Origin of the sequence: Magnetospirillum sp. 15-1 (genome assembly GCF_900184795.1) — a bacterium.
Classification (GTDB): Bacteria; Pseudomonadota; Alphaproteobacteria; order Rhodospirillales; family Magnetospirillaceae; genus Phaeospirillum.
Map to the genome: position 1 here is coordinate 551,690 of NZ_FXXN01000026.1, position 17,637 is coordinate 569,326.

Annotated in this window: 11 protein-coding genes and 1 pseudogene; 11 read left to right on the top strand and 1 reads right to left on the bottom strand. The window is 67.7% G+C overall.

The genetic code is table 11. The features are described 5' to 3' along the window. From CP958_RS18075 to CP958_RS18120, 9 genes and pseudogenes are all read left to right on the top strand, one after another. The gene (locus CP958_RS18075) at positions 1-972 is read left to right on the top strand and encodes an L-threonylcarbamoyladenylate synthase (RefSeq protein ID WP_096703639.1); all 972 of its coding nucleotides are present in this window, start codon (positions 1-3) and stop codon (positions 970-972) included. A gap of 308 nt (positions 973-1,280) precedes the next feature. Beyond that, positions 1,281-2,788, top strand: a pseudogene (locus tag CP958_RS18080) (FAD-binding oxidoreductase). A 96-nt stretch (positions 2,789-2,884) separates the two neighbouring features. Beyond that, the gene (gene lptF, locus CP958_RS18085; protein WP_096703582.1) at positions 2,885-3,982 is read left to right on the top strand and encodes an LPS export ABC transporter permease LptF; all 1,098 of its coding nucleotides are present in this window, start codon (positions 2,885-2,887) and stop codon (positions 3,980-3,982) included. A gap of 20 nt (positions 3,983-4,002) precedes the next feature. Beyond that, complete coding sequence (gene lptD / locus CP958_RS18090) at positions 4,003-6,765, top strand: LPS assembly protein LptD (protein ID WP_242442975.1); 2,763 nt, start codon at positions 4,003-4,005, stop codon at positions 6,763-6,765. A 17-nt stretch (positions 6,766-6,782) separates the two neighbouring features. Next, entirely contained in the window at positions 6,783-8,048 is a 1,266-nt protein-coding gene (locus tag CP958_RS18095; RefSeq protein WP_096703583.1) for a peptidylprolyl isomerase, read from the top strand. Beyond that, on the top strand, positions 8,045-9,052 hold the full coding sequence (pdxA, locus tag CP958_RS18100; protein WP_096703584.1) for a 4-hydroxythreonine-4-phosphate dehydrogenase PdxA: 1,008 nt from the start codon (positions 8,045-8,047) through the stop codon (positions 9,050-9,052). Before CP958_RS18095 ends, pdxA begins: the two co-directional genes overlap by 4 nt. After that, positions 9,045-9,875 (top strand): 16S rRNA (adenine(1518)-N(6)/adenine(1519)-N(6))-dimethyltransferase RsmA, encoded by an 831-nt coding sequence (gene rsmA / locus CP958_RS18105; protein WP_096703585.1) that lies wholly within the window; start codon positions 9,045-9,047, stop codon positions 9,873-9,875. The genes pdxA and rsmA overlap by 8 nt, the downstream gene beginning before the upstream one ends. A 383-nt stretch (positions 9,876-10,258) precedes the next feature. Then, the gene (locus CP958_RS18115) at positions 10,259-11,671 is read left to right on the top strand and encodes a methyl-accepting chemotaxis protein (protein WP_096703587.1); all 1,413 of its coding nucleotides are present in this window, start codon (positions 10,259-10,261) and stop codon (positions 11,669-11,671) included. 252 nt (positions 11,672-11,923) lie between these two features. Beyond that, positions 11,924-12,637: a cytidylate kinase-like family protein gene (locus CP958_RS18120; RefSeq protein WP_096703588.1), complete on the top strand. Its 714-nt coding sequence runs from the start codon at positions 11,924-11,926 to the stop codon at positions 12,635-12,637. Between the two features lie 91 nt (positions 12,638-12,728). On the opposite strand, the gene CP958_RS18125 is transcribed toward CP958_RS18120, so the two are convergent. After that, positions 12,729-13,268 (bottom strand): cytochrome b, encoded by a 540-nt coding sequence (locus CP958_RS18125; RefSeq protein ID WP_096703589.1) that lies wholly within the window; start codon positions 13,266-13,268, stop codon positions 12,729-12,731. A gap of 113 nt (positions 13,269-13,381) precedes the next feature. On the opposite strand from CP958_RS18125, the gene CP958_RS18130 reads away from it, so the two are divergent. After that, positions 13,382-14,386, top strand: a complete 1,005-nt coding sequence (locus CP958_RS18130; protein WP_096703590.1) for an SPOR domain-containing protein — start codon at positions 13,382-13,384, stop codon at positions 14,384-14,386. A gap of 212 nt (positions 14,387-14,598) precedes the next feature. Continuing rightward, on the top strand, positions 14,599-17,517 hold the full coding sequence (locus tag CP958_RS18135; RefSeq protein ID WP_242442976.1) for a PAS domain-containing protein: 2,919 nt from the start codon (positions 14,599-14,601) through the stop codon (positions 17,515-17,517). Positions 17,518-17,637: the final 120 nt, after the last annotated feature.

The window sequence follows — 17,637 nt, forward strand, 5'->3', positions numbered from 1 at the left end:
ATGAGCCCGAACACCTCCGCCTTCATCCTGCCCGCCGAGTCCGCCGCCATCGCCCGCGCCGGGCGGGTGCTGGCCGAGGGCGGGCTGGTGGCCTTTCCCACCGAGACGGTGTACGGGCTGGGCGGCGACGCCACCTCGGACAGCGCGGTGGCGGCCATCTTCAAGGCCAAGGGCCGCCCCAGCTTCAATCCGCTGATCGCCCATGTCTGCAGCCTGGAGCAGGCCGCCGCCCTGGTGGAAATCACCGATTCCGCCCATCGCTTGGCCGAACGCTTCTGGCCCGGCCCCCTGACCATGGTCCTGAAGCGGCGCGCCGATTCGCCGGTGTCGCTGCTGGCCTCGGCCGGCCTCGATTCCGTGGCGGTGCGCATGCCCGATCATCCGGTGGCCCTGGCCCTGATCAAGGCGGCCGGCCGCCCCCTGGCGGCACCGTCGGCCAACCGCTCGGGCAAGGTCAGCCCGACCCGCGCCGAGCATGTGGCCCAATGCCTGGAAGGCCGCATCGCCATGGTGCTGGACGGCGGCCCCTGCCGGGTCGGGGTGGAATCCACCGTCATCGACCTGTCCGAGGACCCGCCCACCCTGCTGCGTCCCGGCGGCATCACCGCCGAGGAGTTGGAGGCCGTGCTGGGCCGTCCGCTGCGCCGCTCCTCGGAAACGCCCGACGCGCCGCGCTCGCCCGGCCAGTTGGAGAGCCACTACGCCCCCGCCCTTCCCGTCCGCCTGAACGCCGCCAGGGCGGAGCCGGGCGAGGCGCTGCTGGGCTTCGGCCCCGCCCCCGATTGCGTTCTCAACCTGTCGCCCAAGGGCGACCTGTCCGAGGCCGCCGCCCATCTGTTCGCCATGCTGCGCGCCCTGGACCGCCCCGATTACCGGGGCATCGCCGTGATGCCCATCCCCGAGCGCGGCCTGGGCCTGGCCATCAACGACCGCCTGAAGCGCGCGGCGGCACCGAGGGACGGACGGAAATGAGCGAGGCCCCGCCGAGCGCGGGAGCGTTGAGCGACCCGGAGCGCAGCGGAGGAGCCAAGGGCGCCAAGGCGCCCGCCCGGCGCCTGAGGGACGGACAGAAATGAGCGAGGCCACGCCGAGCGCAGGAGCGTTGAGCGACCCGGAGCGCAGCGGAGGAGCCAAGGGCGCCAAGGCGCCCGCCCGGCGCCTGAGGGACGGACAGAAATGAGCGAGGCCACGCCGAGCGCGGGAGCGTTGAGCGACCCGGAGCGCAGCGGAGGAGCCAAGGGCGCCAAGGCGCCCGCCCGGCGCCTGAGGGACGGACAGAAATGAGCGAGGCCACGCCGAGCGCGGGAGCGTTGAGCGACCCGGAGCGCAGCGGAGGAGCCAAGGGCGCCAAGGCGCCCGCCCGGCGCCTGAGGGACGGACAGAAATGAGCATCATCGATCGATTGGCCGCCATCGTCGGTCCGGGCAACGTCATCACCGATCCGTCCGACCTCGCCCCCTATCTGGTGGAGGAGCGCGGCCTCTACCGCGGCGCCACCTTGGGTGTCGTCCGCCCTGCCTCCACCGCCGAAGTCGCCGATGTGGTCAAGGCCTGCGCCGACGCCGGCATCCCCATGGTGCCCCAGGGCGGCAATACCGGCCTGTGCGGCGGCGGCGTGCCGTCCGAGGACGGGCGGGGGGTGGTGATCTCCACCGAACGGCTGACCCGCATCCGCGCCGTGGACCCGGTGGACTTCACCCTGACCGCCGAGGCGGGCTGCGTGCTGGCCAATCTGCAGCAGGCGGCGGAAGAGGCCGGTTGCCTGTTCCCGCTCAGCCTAGGCGCCGAGGGCTCGTGCCGCATCGGCGGCAACATCTCGACCAACGCCGGCGGCACCAACGTGCTGCGCTACGGCAACACCCGCGATCTGGTGCTGGGCCTCGAAGTGGTGCTGCCCGACGGAACCGTTTGGAACGGGCTGAAACGGCTGCGCAAGGACAATACCGGCTATGCCCTGCAGCACCTGTTCATCGGTGCGGAAGGGACGCTGGGCGTCGTCACCGCCTGCGTGCTGAAGCTGTTTCCCCGCCCGCGCGAAGTGGTCACCGCCCTGGTGGCGCTGTCCGACCTGGAGACGGCGCTGCCCCTGTTCGCCAGCGCGCGTACGGCCAGCGGCGATTCGGTCACCGCCTGCGAGCTGATACCGCGCCGGGGACTGGAACTGGGTCTGCGCCACGTACCGGGCGTGCGCGATCCCTTCGCGGCGCCCCACGACTGGATGCTGCTGCTGGAACTGTCGTCGTCGCGGCCCGGCGGCCTGCGCGAAGCGCTGGAGGACGTGCTGACCCGGGCCTTCGAGGAGGGGCTGGCGGTGGATGCGGTGATCGCCGAAAGCGACTCGCAGCGCGCCGATTTCTGGCGCATCCGCGAAGCCATCCCCGAGGCCCAGAAGAAGGAGGGCGGCTCCATCAAGCACGACGTCTCGGTAGCCACCTCCCGCGTTCCCGAGATGATCCGCCGCTGCACCGGCGCGGTGGAAGCGGCCATGCCCGGCGTGCGGGTGGTGCCCTTCGGCCATCTGGGCGACGGCAACACCCACTTCAACCTGACCCAGCCGGAGGGTGCCGACAAGTCCGCCTTCCTGGCCCGCTGGGCCGAGATGAACCGCATCGTCCACGACATCGTGGTGGGGATGGAGGGTTCCATCTCGGCCGAGCACGGCATCGGCCGGCTGAAAGTGGATGAACTGGTCCATTACAAACCGGGCGTGGACCTCGACCTGATGCGCAGGGTCAAATCGGCGCTCGACCCCCGGGGCCTGATGAACCCGGGAAAGATCCTGCGCTGAACCGCCGGAATGAATCGGCGAAGCCCCTCACCTTTCGCTGTTCCACCGCCCGCCCCATGTCTATAATCCCGCGCCATGTCGGGGATCACGCGATACATGATGCGCCAGATGGCGGTGGGGATGATTTTCGTCTCCGCCGCGTTGGCTTGCGTCCTGTGGCTGACCCAGTCGCTGCGCTTCGTCGAGATGATCGTCAACAAGGGGCTGTCCATCGGCGCCTTCCTCAAGCTCACCATCCTGCTGATGCCGGGCTTCCTGGTGGTTATCGTCCCGATTTCCCTTTTTGCCGTGGTGCTTTTCACCTACAACCGGCTGATCGCGGACCGGGAACTGGTGGTTCTGCGCGCCGCCGGGCTCAGCCATCTCGCCCTGGCGCGGCCGGCGGTCATTCTGGGGCTGGCGGTAACGGCCCTGGGCTATCTGCTCAGTTGCTGGATTATTCCGGTCACCGTGCGCAGCTTCCACGAAATGCAGTGGACCATCCGCAACGACATCGGCAACGTGCTGCTGCAGGAAGGCTTGTTCAACAAGTTCGGCGAGGGCTTGACCATCTACGTCCGCTCGCGCACTCCCAACGGCGAACTGACCGGCCTGCTGGTCCATGACAGGCGCCATCCGCAGCGCCCCGTCACCCTGATGGCCGAGCGCGGCGCCCTGGTCTATACCGAACAGGGTCCCCGCGTATTGATGTCCAACGGCAACCGCCAGGAAGTGACGCCGGGTACCGGCAAGCTGTCGCTGCTTTACTTCGACAACTACACGGTGGACTTCAACACCGCCACCGGCACCAAGCCCGACCGGTTCCGCGACGCCCGCGAGCGCTCGACCCTGGAGCTGCTAAGCATGGACGACAGCGTGGAGAACAAGAGCGATCTCCGCCGCTTCAAATCCGAGCTGCATTCCCGCCTGGCCTCGCCGCTCTACAATCTGGCCTTTCCGCTGCTGGCCGCCGCCGTCCTGCTGACCTCCGGCTTCGACCGGCGCGGCCAGACCATGCAGGTGATGGTCGCCACCGCCCTGATGGTCGCCGTCCAGGCCCTGGCGCTGGGAGCCTCCAACCTGTCGGCCGGCAATCTGGCCTTCGTCCCGCTCATCTACATCATTGCCGCCCTTCCCATCGCCCTCGGCCTGTGGGTCCTGGCGCGCCCGCCGTGGCCGCGCCGCCGGACAGCCCCGGCCTTGGGCGCCGCGTGACGGGATCGAAGGTGACCACCGTGCAGTCTTCTTCCCGCCATCTGCTCCTCATCACCCTGCTGTCGGCCTCCTCGGCGCTGATCGCACCGGCGCGCGCCGACGTGGTCACCGAGCAGAAGGCCTGGCCCGAGGCGGGAAGCTGGGGACAGGCCTGGGGTGACGACGACCCGGCCGCCGCCGCCCGCGCTCCGGCGCCGCAGCGCCCCCGCCCGGCTCCCCAGGCGGCTCCCGGCTACGTGCCGCCGCCGGCCGCCGTCACCCTTCCCAGCCAGCCGGCCGCGCCGGCCCCGGCCCCGGTGCGCACCGCCCAGCCGCTTCCCGCCACCGAGATGGGCACCGCCTATCCCGAGACCGGATCGTGGGGGCAGGCCTGGGGCGACGACGAGCCCGCCGCCCCACCGCCGCCCCGCAACAGCTCCATCCCCCCGACCGTGGTCGCACCCCAACCGCCGCCGGCCGCGGAACCGCGCCGCACCCGCCAGACGCGGGAGGAACCGGCGATCCGGGCCGAGGCCTCCCCCATCGGAGAAGCTCAGCGCACCGCTTCCGACGCCACCCGGCGCGCCTCGGTCATCATGCGCGGCGAGGACGAAAGCGGCGACGCGGTGGGCCTGAAGCGCCCGCCACGCATCATCCCCGGCGCCATGCGCGGCGCCGAGGCGGCCGGGGGCGACGTCGAGCCGGTGCACATGATGGCGGACCAGGTGATCTATGACCGCGAGTTCAACGTGGTCACCGCCAAGGGCCGCGTCGAGATGGTGCATGACGGCCGCACCATCAGTGCCGACACGGTCAGCTACAACATGAAGCAGGACGTCATGGGCGCGTCCGGCAACGTGGTCCTGACCGAGCCGTCGGGCGAGGTCACCCGCGCCGATTATTTCGAGCTGACCGGTGACTTTAAGAACGGCGTGGCCCGCGACATCCGCTCCATCCTGGCCGACAACTCCCGTCTGGCGGCGCAGAGCGCCCAGCGGGTGGGCGGCGACCGCACCGATTTCGACCGCGCCGTCTACACCGCCTGCGAGCCGTGCCGTGACGATCCCGACCGCACGCCGCTGTGGCAGGTCAAGGCCGAGCGCGTCACCCATAACCAGGCCGAGGCCCAGGTGGAATACCGGGATGCCTGGCTGGAGTTCAAGGGCGTTCCCGTCGCCTACACCCCCTACCTTTCCCATCCCGATCCGACGATCAAGCGCCAGAGCGGCGTACTGACCCCGACCTTCGGCATGAACAGCAGCCTGGGGCCGTCCATCGCCGTGCCGTATTTCCAGGTGGTTGACGACAACGAAGACTTCACCCTGACGCCGCGCTTCATGCTGGACCGGATCGCCACCTTCGACAAACCGGACAAGGACGTCCCCACCTCGGTGCTGAAGCGGATGCAATTGTCGGGTCAGCACCGCTGGCGCGGCATCCACGGTGAAGCCACCACCCAGGCCAGCATCACCGCCGACAAGAACTCCAGCGATATCCGTGGCCACATTGAATCCAAGGGCCTGGTAGAACTGGACACCACCTGGCGGGCCGGATGGCAAATCCAGCATCAGTCCGATCTCGCCTACCGCTCGCTCTACCGCGTGCGGACCGAGGAAGACCGGCCTTGGCTGATGAACCGTCCCTATGTGGAGGGCTTCAGCCGACGCGGCTATGCCATGGTCGAAGCCATGTCGTTCGAGGGCAAGCGGGTGATCGAGGATGCCAGCAAGTCGCCGGTCGTCCTGCCGCACATGGTCTATCAAACCATCAGCTCGCCCGGCTGGGCCGGCAGCTACTGGTCGACCAGTTCCGATGTCCTGGCCTATACCCGCGATGTGGGCACCCAGGCCCAGCGCCTGTCGACCAAGGTGGCCTGGAATCTGCCGCTCACCTCGCCCGACGGACAGGTCTACGCCATTTCCACCTCCGTACGCGGCGACGGCTATCACGCCGACCACCTGATCGGCACGGACAAGACCTCGGGAAGCGCCGGACGCGCCATTCCCGAGGTGGCGATCAACTGGCGCTACCCCTTCACCCGCTCCGGCAGCACGGTCACCCAGGTGATCGAGCCCATGGCCATGGTGGCGGTCAGCCCCAACGCCGGCGTGGATTCCCGAATTCCCAACGAGGATTCCGTGGCCTTCGAACTGGACGAAACCAATATAATGCGCCCCAACCGCCTGCCCGGCCTGGATCAGGTCGAGGGCGGCGCGCGCGGCGCCTATGGGCTGCGCTGGGCCGCCTATCCCAGCCGGGGAGGCGCCATCATCGCCCAGGCCGCCCAGGGCTGGCGCCAGCACAAAACCTCGACCTTCGGAAGCGGCAGCGGCTTTACCGATACCCTCTCCGACTACGTGGGACGCGTCGATATCACCCCGATCGGCAATTTTACGCTTCGTGATCGGGTACGGCTCGACAAGGACACGCTGGAAGTCCGCCGCAACGAGGCCGGCGTCTCCATCGGGCCGCCGGCCTTCGTCCTCAGCGCCGATTACGGTATGATGTCGCCCGGCACCAGCAACACCAGCGCCATCTACCCCAAGCGGCAGTACATCAATTACGGCCTCAGTTCCTCGATGTCGCAGCATTGGCGGAGCGTCTTTTCATTGCAGCAGGATCTGGCCAACAATGGCGGCACGGTTAGCTGGACGGCCAACACCATGTATAGCGACGAGTGCTTTGCCGTGATCGGGGCATTCAACCGCTACCAATCGGATTTGAACGGTCTGCTGTCCGGGTATCATCTGAGCCTGACCGTGGTCTTGAAATCGCTGGGCGAAGCGCCCGTCAGCGTCTTCTAGAGGGAGGAAACCCAAGAATGCTGGCCCGCGCCGCAATCGTCCTGACCGCACTCCTGATCTCGTACGCCCCCCTTCGGCATGCCGCGGCCCAGGACGTGGACCGCATCGCCGCGGTGGTCAACGACGAGATCATCTCCATCCGCGATCTCGACGCCCGCCTGAAACTGGTCGTCACCGTTTCGGGAATGCCCGACAATATCGAGAACCGCCGTCGCGCCTTGCCCCAGGTTCTGCGCAAGATGGTGGACGAGCGCCTGCAGTCGCAGGAAGCCAGCCGGCTCAAGGTCAGCATCGGCAATGAAGAGGTGCTGCGCGGCGTCGCCAACATCGAAAACCAGAACCACATGCCGCCCGGATCGCTGTTGCCGTCCCTGGCCAAGGCCGGCGTCGACCCCGATGCCGCCAAGGACCAGATCAGGGCCGACATCACCTGGGTCAGGCTGATCATGCGTTCGCTGCAGCCCACCATCCGGGTGGGAGAGGACGAGATATCCGAACGCCTTGAAACCATGCGCCAGCAATTCGGCCAGCCGGAATTCATGCTGGCCGAAATCGTCCTGATGGCGGAAACCCCCCGCGAGGAGGAAGAGGCCAAGCGCCTGGGCGAACGCCTGATCGAGCAACTGCGCGCCGGCGCGCCCTTCCAGGCCCTGGCCCGCCAGTTCTCGCAAAGCGGTTCGGCCGCCAATGGCGGCGTACTCGGCTGGCTGAGCCCGGCCCTGCTGGACGATGACCTGCGCGACTCCGCGCAACGCTTGGAAAAGGGCCAGATCAGCCCGCTGGTCCGTACGGCCTCCGGCTACACCATCCTGGCCATGGTCGATAAGCGGATAGCCGGCGAGGCCAGCGCCTCGGACCCCAAGCTGAATCTGGTCCAGGTCGTCTTCCCGATCCCGCCCGGCGCGCCGCCGATCGATCAGCTGTCGGCCAAGGCGGCGGAACTGACCGCGCCACTCAAGTCGTGCCGCGAGATGGAGGAACTGGGCCGCAAGCTCAATTCCGAGCAGTCCGGCCGCCGCGACGACGTCATGATGTCGGCCTTGCCGCAGAACCTGCGTTCCGCCGTGGCCTCGCTGTCGCTCAACAAGCCCAGCGCCCCCGTCTCCATGGGAACCGCCCTGCTGGTGCTGATGGTCTGCTCGCGCGAGGAGAACGTCACCAAGGGCGGTCTGCCCACCCGCGATGCCATGCGCCGTTCCATCGAGGAAGAGCGCCTGGACATGCTGTCCCGGCGCTATCTGCGAGACCTCCGTCGCGCCGCGTTCGTCGACTTCCGGCTGTGACCGTCCTCGCCCTGACCATGGGCGAGCCCGCCGGCATCGGGGGGGACATCGCGTTGCGGGCCTGGAGCGAGCGCTCGACCGGTGCCGTTCCCTCGTTCGTAATGATCGACGATGCCGGGCGGCTGCGGCTTCTGGCCGATCGGCTGGGCCTGGACGCCCCCATCCGCGAGGTCTCCTCTCCCGCCGAGGCCGGGGCCGTGTTCGCCACGGCGCTTCCCGTCCTGCATCAGCCCCTGCCCGTGGCGGTCGAGCCGGGAAAGCCCGATCCCGCCAACGTGCCGGCGGTCAAGGCGGCCATCGAACGTGCCGTCGCCCTGGCCCTGGCCGGTGAAGTGGCGGGTCTGGTCACCAATCCCATCCACAAGCACGTGATGTATCGGGGCGGCTTCGCCTTTCCCGGCCACACCGAGTTCCTGGCCGCCCTGCTGGACCGTCCAGGCCTGCGCGAGGTGATGATGCTGGCCTGCCCCCAGTTGCGGGTGGTACCGGTGACCATCCATCTGGGCCTGGCCGAGGCCATCCGCACGCTCACCCGCGCCGACATCGTGGAAATCGGCCGCATCACCGCTCGGGCGCTGGAGGTGGATTTCGCCATTTCCCGGCCGCGGCTGGCCGTCGCCGGGCTTAATCCCCATGCGGGTGAAGGCGGCAGCATGGGGCGGGAAGACGAGGACGTGGTCGGTCCCGCCGTAGCCGATCTGCGCGCCATGGGCATCGACGCCTTCGGCCCGCTGCCCTCCGATACCCTGTTCCATCCCAGGGCGCGGCAGGGCTATGACGCGGCGCTGTGCATGTATCACGATCAGGCGCTGATCCCCATCAAGACCATCGATTTCGACGGCGGCGTCAACGTCACTCTGGGCCTGCCCCTGGTGCGCACCTCGCCTGATCACGGCACCGCCTTCGATCTGGCGGGAACGGGACGGTCCAGACCGGACAGCCTGATCGCCGCGCTGTCCATGGCCGCCGCCATCGCCGCCAACCGGGCCGGATACCATGGCTGAGCTGCCGCCGCTGCGCGATGTCATCGCCCGCCACGGACTCGACGCCCGCAAGTCCCTGGGCCAGCACTTCCTGTTCGATCTCAACCTGACCGGGCGGATCGCCCGCGCCGCCGGAGACCTGACGGTGGGTTCGGTGATCGAGATCGGTCCGGGACCCGGCGGCCTGACCCGCGCCCTGCTGGATGCCGGGGCGCGCCGGGTGATCGCCATCGAGCGCGACGACCGCGCCATCGCCATCCAGAACGAGATCGCCGAAGCCTATCCCGGCCGCCTGGAGATCATGGCCGCCGACGCCATGACCGTCGATGCCGCCGGTCTGGGCGACACGCCACGCCGCATCGTCGCCAACCTGCCCTACAACATCTCCACCGTCCTGCTGCTGGGCTGGCTGCGCCGTGCCGAGGCGTTCGAGCGCCTGATCCTGATGTTCCAGAAGGAGGTGGTGGACCGTCTGGCCGCGCCGCCCCGCTCGGACCATTACGGCCGCCTGTCGGTGATCACCCAGTGGCGGTGCGAGGTGCGTCCGCTGTTCAACGTCGACCGCCGCGCCTTTACCCCGCCGCCCGCCGTGACCTCCACGGTGGTGGAACTGGTGCCGCGCGCCGAGCCCCTGGCCCCGGCCCGCTTCGAGACGCTGGAACGGGTCACCGCCGCCGCCTTCGGCCAGCGCCGCAAGATGCTGCGCTCCAGTCTCAAATCCCTGGGAGATGCCGAGGGCCTGCTGGAGCGGACCGGCCTCGCCCCCACCGCGCGGGCCGAGGAAATTCCGGTCGAGGGATTTTGCGCCCTGGCCCGCGCCCTTGACGAGCGTCAGACCCTCTAGACTCCACTGTGCTATAGTGACCGCAGCGAACAGGAGGTCACCATGAGCGGATGGGGCTGCGCCCACGACGATCACGGCACATGTACGCGGGTGGCCGGACGCCCCTGCGACCCCGGCATGAAGGGCTGCATTCTGGCCGGACGGTTCCGTTTTTCCAATCCGGCAAAGAATAGACCTGTAAAACCTCCAATTGAATATGATGCCGCCGGCACTCCGGAAGAGGCCGAGGACTCATCGCCCTAAAACCAGCTTCTTGTACCAAATGCCATGGATACATATGAACGCAAGCGTTGACGCGTCCCCTGGCAATAGGTTTTATTGAAGAAAGGTGCCCGGAAGAGGCGCCGTAAAATAGGTGAATTGTACATCTGGGAGAAAGCGGAATGACGGCTGAGCGCGGCGGGGCCTCCCCGACGGCGGAGAGTGTTGACTCGTTCGCCACCGAGGTTTTGAAGCAGATCGACAGTCTCAGCCTCGAGGTCGCCGACATCGCCGGCACCATGGATGGCCTGACCCGCTTCGTCAAACACCAGGAAGAGCTGTTCGGTCATCTCAAGATGATCGCCCATGCCATGGCCGAAACCATCGGGCTGATCGACACCGCCGGGCGCGAAACCCGCGACATGACCATCCAGGCCGGGCATCAATCCTCGGAATCCCTGCGGACCGTCGAAGAGGCCCTGTCGGGCGTCAACCAGCTGGTCGGCGCCGTCCAGGGGATCGAGGAACGCCTGGAGGGCCTGGAAGGCGCCCTGGGCGAAGTCAGCACCATGTCGCGCAACATCCAGAAGATCGCGCGCCAGACCAACCTTCTCGCCTTGAACGCCACCATCGAGGCGGCGCGGGCCGGCGAGGCCGGCAAGGGCTTCGCCGTGGTCGCCACCGAGGTCAAGACCCTGGCGCGCCAGACCGCCGACGTCACCAGCGGCATCGACGACACCGTGCACAAGCTGTCGGGCTCGGTCACCGACCTGATCGAGACCTCCACCGACACCCTGAAGATGGCCGATTCGGTCGGCTCGGGAGTGGGCGTCATCAATGAGGCGGTTTCGGTGTTCGGCGACGTCATCGAATCCGTGGAGAGCAAGGTGGGCGACATCTCCCAGGCCGCCTCGGCCTCCCTGTCCCAGTGCGGCGACGTGATCGGCGAAATCGACAAGTTCTTCGAGGGCATCGCCATGACCAGCGAGAGCCTGCGCAAGGCCGACGAGCGCATCGCCTCGCTGCTGGGCAATTCAGAGGAACTGATGGGCTATATCGCCGCCTCGGGCTTCCGCACCGCCGACACGCCGTTCATCGAGGCGATCCAGGAGGCGGCCCGCAAGGTCTCGGCGATGTTCGAGCAGGCGGTCGCCGGCGGGCGCATCTCCATCTCCGACCTGTTCGACGAGGCCTACCAGCCCATCGGCGGCACCAACCCCCAGCAGCACACCTCGCGCTACGCAGCGTTCAGCGATCAGGTGCTGCCCGACATCCAGGAGCCGCTGCTCGGTCTCGACGGCCGGGTGGCCTTCTGCGTCACCATCGATCGCAACGGCTATATCGCCACCCACAACAAGAAGGTCTCGCACCCCCAGGGCGCCGACCCGGTGTGGAACAACGCCAATTGCCGCAACCGGCGCATCTTCAACGACCGCACCGGCCTGTCCGCCGGCCGCAATACCCGGCCCTTCCTGCTGCAGACCTACCGCCGCGACATGGGCGGCGGGCAGTTCATCATGATGAAGGACGTCTCGGCCCCCATCATGGTGCAGGGACGTCATTGGGGCGGCATTCGCCTGGGCTACCGTATTTAGAGCATCGAGCGCCAAATCTGGCGCACAGTGCGACCAGCCGCCGTTGAGGCGGCGGCCAAGCGCGCGGAGGCGCGCGCCCGGCGAGGGGCAATGATAAACCTAGAGCGCAGTGCCTCATATTTGAGGCGCGGCGCTCTAATTATTCCAGCATCGCATTTTTTGCCGGGCCGACCGTTGTTTCGTAGGGGATGGTCGCCCGGCGATCATGGGCGTATCATGGGCGTTAGGTAGGTATTCCGCAGGGAGGCTGCCATGACGACCAATATCCTCTCCGTAATCTCCGCGATGGCCGAGGTGGCGACCGTTCCCCGTCAGGGAGAACACCTCCGACCCCGCCAGCCGGTCATCACCATGTCACGCGACTTCGGTTCGGGCGGCGACATCATCGCCACCCGGCTGTGTCAGCGCCTGAAACTGCCCCTTTATGACGAGGATCTGCTGCGCGAGGTGGCAAGCCGCCTCAACGACGATCCGGCCATCGTCCAACTGCTGGACGAGGGCTTCGGCCGGGCCAAGGATATGTGGCTCTATCGCCTGTTCTCGGGCAAGGACATCAGCCCCGACGCCTATCGCGACACCCTGATCAAGGTGGTGATGAGCCTGGGCCGCCTGGGCGGCATCATCGTCGGCCGCGGCGCCCATGTCATCCTGGCGGGCGAATGCGCGTTGCGCGTCCGCATCGCCGGCACTCCCGAAGTCTGCGCCAAGCGCATGGCGGCCAGCGGCAACGGCAACGAGGCCGATCTGCTGGCCAAGGCCCGGGACCTCAATCATCGTCGCGGCAAGTTCGTGTGGGAAGCGTTCGGCTCACGCCTGTCCGACGCCAGCCAGTTCGACCTGACCATCAACACCGACCGCATGGATGATTTCGAGGACGTGGTGGAGACCATCATCGTCATGGCCGAAGCCATCCACTCCGGCCGCGTGCTGCGCGGTGACCTGGTCGGCGCCAGCGCCCACGCCTGATCCAATACCCCGATGATCCCGGCCCCAGGCAGGAATCGTCGGGGTCCTGGTTCGCGAGAGGAGTTCCCCCTCCTCTCCCGACCAGGTGGCGTCAGCGGCCCGGCAACATCCGGTCCATGACATCATCCCTGAGGATGAAGCGGTGGCGTAGCGCCGCCGCCACGTGCCCGACCAGCACGGCCGCCAGAACCCAGCCCAGCACCTCGTGGCCGCCCTTGAAGATTTCCTTGAGGGCGTCGCTCTTGCCGACCAAGGTGGGCAGCACCAGACCGAATACCGAAACCTCGCGGCCGCCGCTCTGGCTCATCAGAACGCCGTCCACCGGAATCAGCACCATCAGCAAATAAAGGGCGAGGTGGCCGGCCGAGGCCATCAGGCGTTCCACGGCAGACATGGAGGCGGGCAATGGCGGCTGCGGCCGGGCCAGCCGCCAAGCCAGACGGGCCACCGCCAGGACCAGCAGAACCACGCCGATGGCCTTGTGCAGGCCGATCACCTCGGAACGCACCGGCCCCTTGGGCAGGGCGTCGATCATGTGGCCGACCACCCACAGGGCCATGATGGCGGCGGCCATCACCCAGTGAAGCGTCCGCGCCACGGCATCATAGCGCACCGGACCAGCGACAGTCATGGCAGTCCCCCAACTCAATGAATGGTCGGACCAGCTTAGCATCCCGCGGCGGAGGTTGACATTGCCGACCGAGCGCATACCCTTCATGCGAGGAGTTTCGGGGGTTGCTGCCAATGGCGCGTCGCGCTTTGCATCTGGGTTCGGTCGCGGCACTTCTGGCGGCCTCGTTGGGTCTGGCCGGATGCGGCGGCGGCGGCCGCATCGTCGGATTTCCGCCGCCCGCCGGGTCCTGGCCGTCACCCCAGCAGGAGACGGTCCCCGAGGCTGTCCGCTACCCCGAAGTCCGCCTCGATGTGCCCTCCGTCATCGCCGCCGACCCCGAGGCCCAGCGTTTCTTGTTGCTGCGCCAGTTGGTCGAGGCCGGTCTGGTCACCCCGGAGGAGGCCGGAACCCGGCGCAACGCCAATATGGGCGCGCTGCTGCCCTATTCCGCACCGCCGCCGGCCGCCGGGCTGGGCCGTCCGGTCGCCCTGCGCGACATCGCCGACCGTTTGTCCCGCCTGTCGGTACCCGCCGCCGGTATGCCCCCCTCGGTCCGTCAGGCCGAGCGCGACTTCCTGATGGATTCCCTGCTGCCCGCCGAGCCCGCCCTGCGCACGCCGCCCGCCCGGCTCGACCCCACCGCCCTGGCCACCGGCCGGCGGCGCGTCGATGATCTGGCCCGCCTCGGTCTGGTGGAGCATGACGAGCATCAGCGGGAAATGGCCGCCATCATCGCCGCCGAACGGACCCTGGCCAACACGCCGCCACCGCCCCCTCCGCCGCCGCCCAAGAAGAAGCCGGTGAAGAAAAAGCCCGCCATTCCCGATGGCGGCGTTCCCGGCGCCACCAAGCCCGGCGATATTCCCGGCGGCACGCAGCCGTTCAACCCCAAGGGAACCCTGGGGCTGCACCTGCTCTCCATGGCCTCGCCCACCATGACCGACAAGGCGGTGGAGGCCCTGAAGAAGGAATATCCGGAACTGGCGCCCCTGGAGTTCAAGGCGGTCAAGACCGACATCCCGGACCTGGGCACAACCTACCGCCTGATGGCCGGGCCGCTGTCGGGTGCCGACGCCGAAACCCTGTGCCGGGCCCTGCGCGGCAAGGGGCAGTCCTGCGCCATCGCTAATTTCTAGAGACGCTCCTGCCCCGATGCCGCGCATAGGTATAAACCCTTGCCCGGCAGCAGCCCCGAGATTATCCTCAGACATAGCGCCTATGTCGTTCGGGTTGGTTGATCATGCTGTCCCAGCCACCTCCCATTGTTCCCCACCCTGCATCGATGGTGCCGGCCGGGAGGGATTCGGAGACGCGGCGTTTCACCCGACGGGTATTCCTGGCCGTCGTGATGCTCAACCTGCTGATCGCCGCCGCAGTCACCATGGTCATCGCCACGGCCCGGACGCAGACCCAGGAGCAGGCGAACGTGCTGGCCGAAAGCCTGTCCACGGTGCTGCGGACCAGCCTCGGCGGGACCATCGCCAAGATCGACCTGACCTTACTGGCGGTGGCCGACGAGATCGCCCGTCAGGAACGGGCCGGCGGCATCAATCCCGCCGAACTCGAAGAGGTTCTGCGCCGCCATGACGCCCGTCTGCCCGAGGCCCTTGGATTACGCGTGGTCGATGCGGCGGGCGTCATCCGCTACGGAGTGACGGGCATCAAGGTGGCCCAAGCCAGCATCGCCGACCGGCCGCAGTTCATCAGGATGCGCGACGACCCGAACGCCGGGTTGGTCGTCTCCGAGCCGGTTCTCGGTCGCGCCGCCCAGACCTGGATGATCACCCTGAGCCGCCGTCTCAACGCTCCGGACGGCTCTTTCGCCGGTGATGTCCATGTGGCGATACCGCTCGACATGCTCACCAAAAGTTTTTCCAGCATCAATGTCGGGCCCCATGGCGGCATCAGTCTGTGGGGCGAGGGGCCGTCGATCCTGGCCCGTGTCCCCAACCTGGACAGCCCCGGCGGCGTGGTGGCCAAGGCGCCGGCTCCTTCGCCGCAATTGCGGGCACTCATCGAGTCGGGAACCGACAAGGCCGCCTACCTCGCCCATTCCGGCATCGATAATCTGCCGCGCAGCCATTATCTCAACCGGCTGGGAGACCTGCCGCTGTGGGTGATCGTCGGGTTGGCCGAGGATGATTACCTGGCCGACTGGAAGCAGCAGGCGGTGATCCTGGTGACGGTCGCCGCCGGGCTGTCGCTGCTCAGCGTGGCCATGGCCGGGTTGCTCCTGCGCGGCTGGCGCAACCGTCATACCGCCGCGTTGGCCCTCGAGGCGGCCCACGCCCAGGCCGAGGAAGCACGTCATCGCCTGGAACTGATCCTGGGCTCGGCCGGCGACGGCATCTGCGGCGTCGGTCCCGACGGCCTCATCACCTTTATCAACCCGGCGGCCCGCCGCATGCTGGGATGGGGCGAGGACGAGGGAATCGGCCTCAACCTGCATGAAGAGGTCCACCATCACCGCGCCGACGGCAGCGAGTTCCCCGCCGTCGCCTGTCCGGTATGGCAGACCCTGCACGACGGCAACATCCGCCACGTGCCCCGCGATATTCACTGGCGGCGCGACGGCACCCCCCTTCAGGTGGAGTTCACCTCGGCGCCCATCATCCAGAATGGACAGGTGACCGGGGCGGTGACCCTGTTCCGCGACATCGCCCGGCGCGTCCGGGCCGAAGCCGACGCGGCCCGCAACCTGGCGGTCACCACCGCGCTGGGCGGCATTCTCCGCCATTCCCTGGAAGACCGGCCACTGCAAGATATCCTGCACGATTCCCTGGTCGAGATTCTCAGCCTGCCGTGGCTCAATCTCGAGGAGAAGGGCAGCATCTTCCTGACCGAGCCCGGCGGCGAGACGCTGCGGCTGGTCGCCGAGCACAATATGGCGCCGGCCATCGTCCGCAGATGCACGATGGTCGAGGTCGGCCATTGTCTGTGCGGTATTGCCGCCCAGCAGCGCAAGGTGATCTTCGCCAGCCATGTGGACAAGCGTCACCAGGTCCGGGTCGCCGACATGCACGACCACGGCCATTACTGCGTCCCGGTCATGGACGGCCCCGACCTGTTGGGCGTGCTCAACACCTATGTGGGCCACGGCCACCAATGGGCGAAGGAAGAGGAGCACTTCCTGAAGATGGTCGCCGACACCTTGGCGGGCATCATCCGGCGCAAGCAGATCGAACAGACGCTGCGCGACAGCGAGGAACTGTCCAAGACCCTGCTCAACGCCACCATCGACGGCGCCATGCTGCTGGACCCCGAGGGTCTTATCCTGGCGGCCAACGAGGCGCTCGCCGCCCGCTTCGGCCGCCCCCCCGGCCAGATGGTGGGCAGCAATTTCTTCGATTGGCTCCCCCCTAAGGTGGCCGAAGGCCGGCGCGCCCACCTGAATCAGGTCCTGGCGGAAAAAGTGCCTCTGCACGTCCATGACGAGCGCGATGGCGCCGTGTTCGATAACCGCATCTACCCGGTGAGCGATACGGACGGGGGAATCAGCCGCATCGCCGTCTTCTCCCGCGACATCACCTTGCAGAGCAACGCGCAGAAGACGGTGGAGAAGGCCCTGGCCGACCTCGCCCGCTCCAACGCCGAACTGGAGCAGTTCGCCTATGTGGCCTCCCACGATCTGCGGGAGCCGCTCCGGGCCATCACCGGGCATTTGCAACTGCTCCAGCGGCGGCTGAAGGACAGTCTGGACGAGTACACCGCCGAATCGCTCCATTTCGCCGTCGACGGTGCCAAGCGCATGGATGCCCTGATCCGCGACCTGCTGGACTATTCGCGCATCGGCCACGCCGACCGCGAGATGGCCGACCTGGACCTGGGCGAGGTGGTGGCCGACGCCCTGGCCAACCTCTCCGCCACCATCGCCGAAAGCGGCGCCACGGTGACCACCCGTACCGCCATGCCCCACGCCCACGGCAACCGCATGGAGTTGCTCCGGCTGTTCCAGAACCTGATCGGCAACGCCCTGAAGTACCGGGCTCCCGACCGGGCTCCGGTGGTGGAACTGAGCGCGACGCGCCACGCCAATACCTGGGATATCGCCATTCACGACAACGGCATCGGCATCGAGCCCGAATACTTCGAGCGCATCTTCATGATCTTCCAGCGCCTGCACGGCCGGGAGCAGTATGAGGGTACCGGCATCGGACTGGCCGTCTGCCGCAAGATCGCCGACCGCCACGGCGGCAGCATCCGGGTGGCCTCCACCCCCGGCGAGGGCAGCACCTTCACCATCACGCTGCCCGCCATCGAGGAATAGAGCGGCGTGCCTTAAATATGAGGTGGGCCGCTCCAGCGCCCGCTGAGGGCGCGCCCAAGGGTGCGGATGCGCCCACCCGGCGAGGGAAATGATAAAGCCTATGGCGGGATGTACATTTTG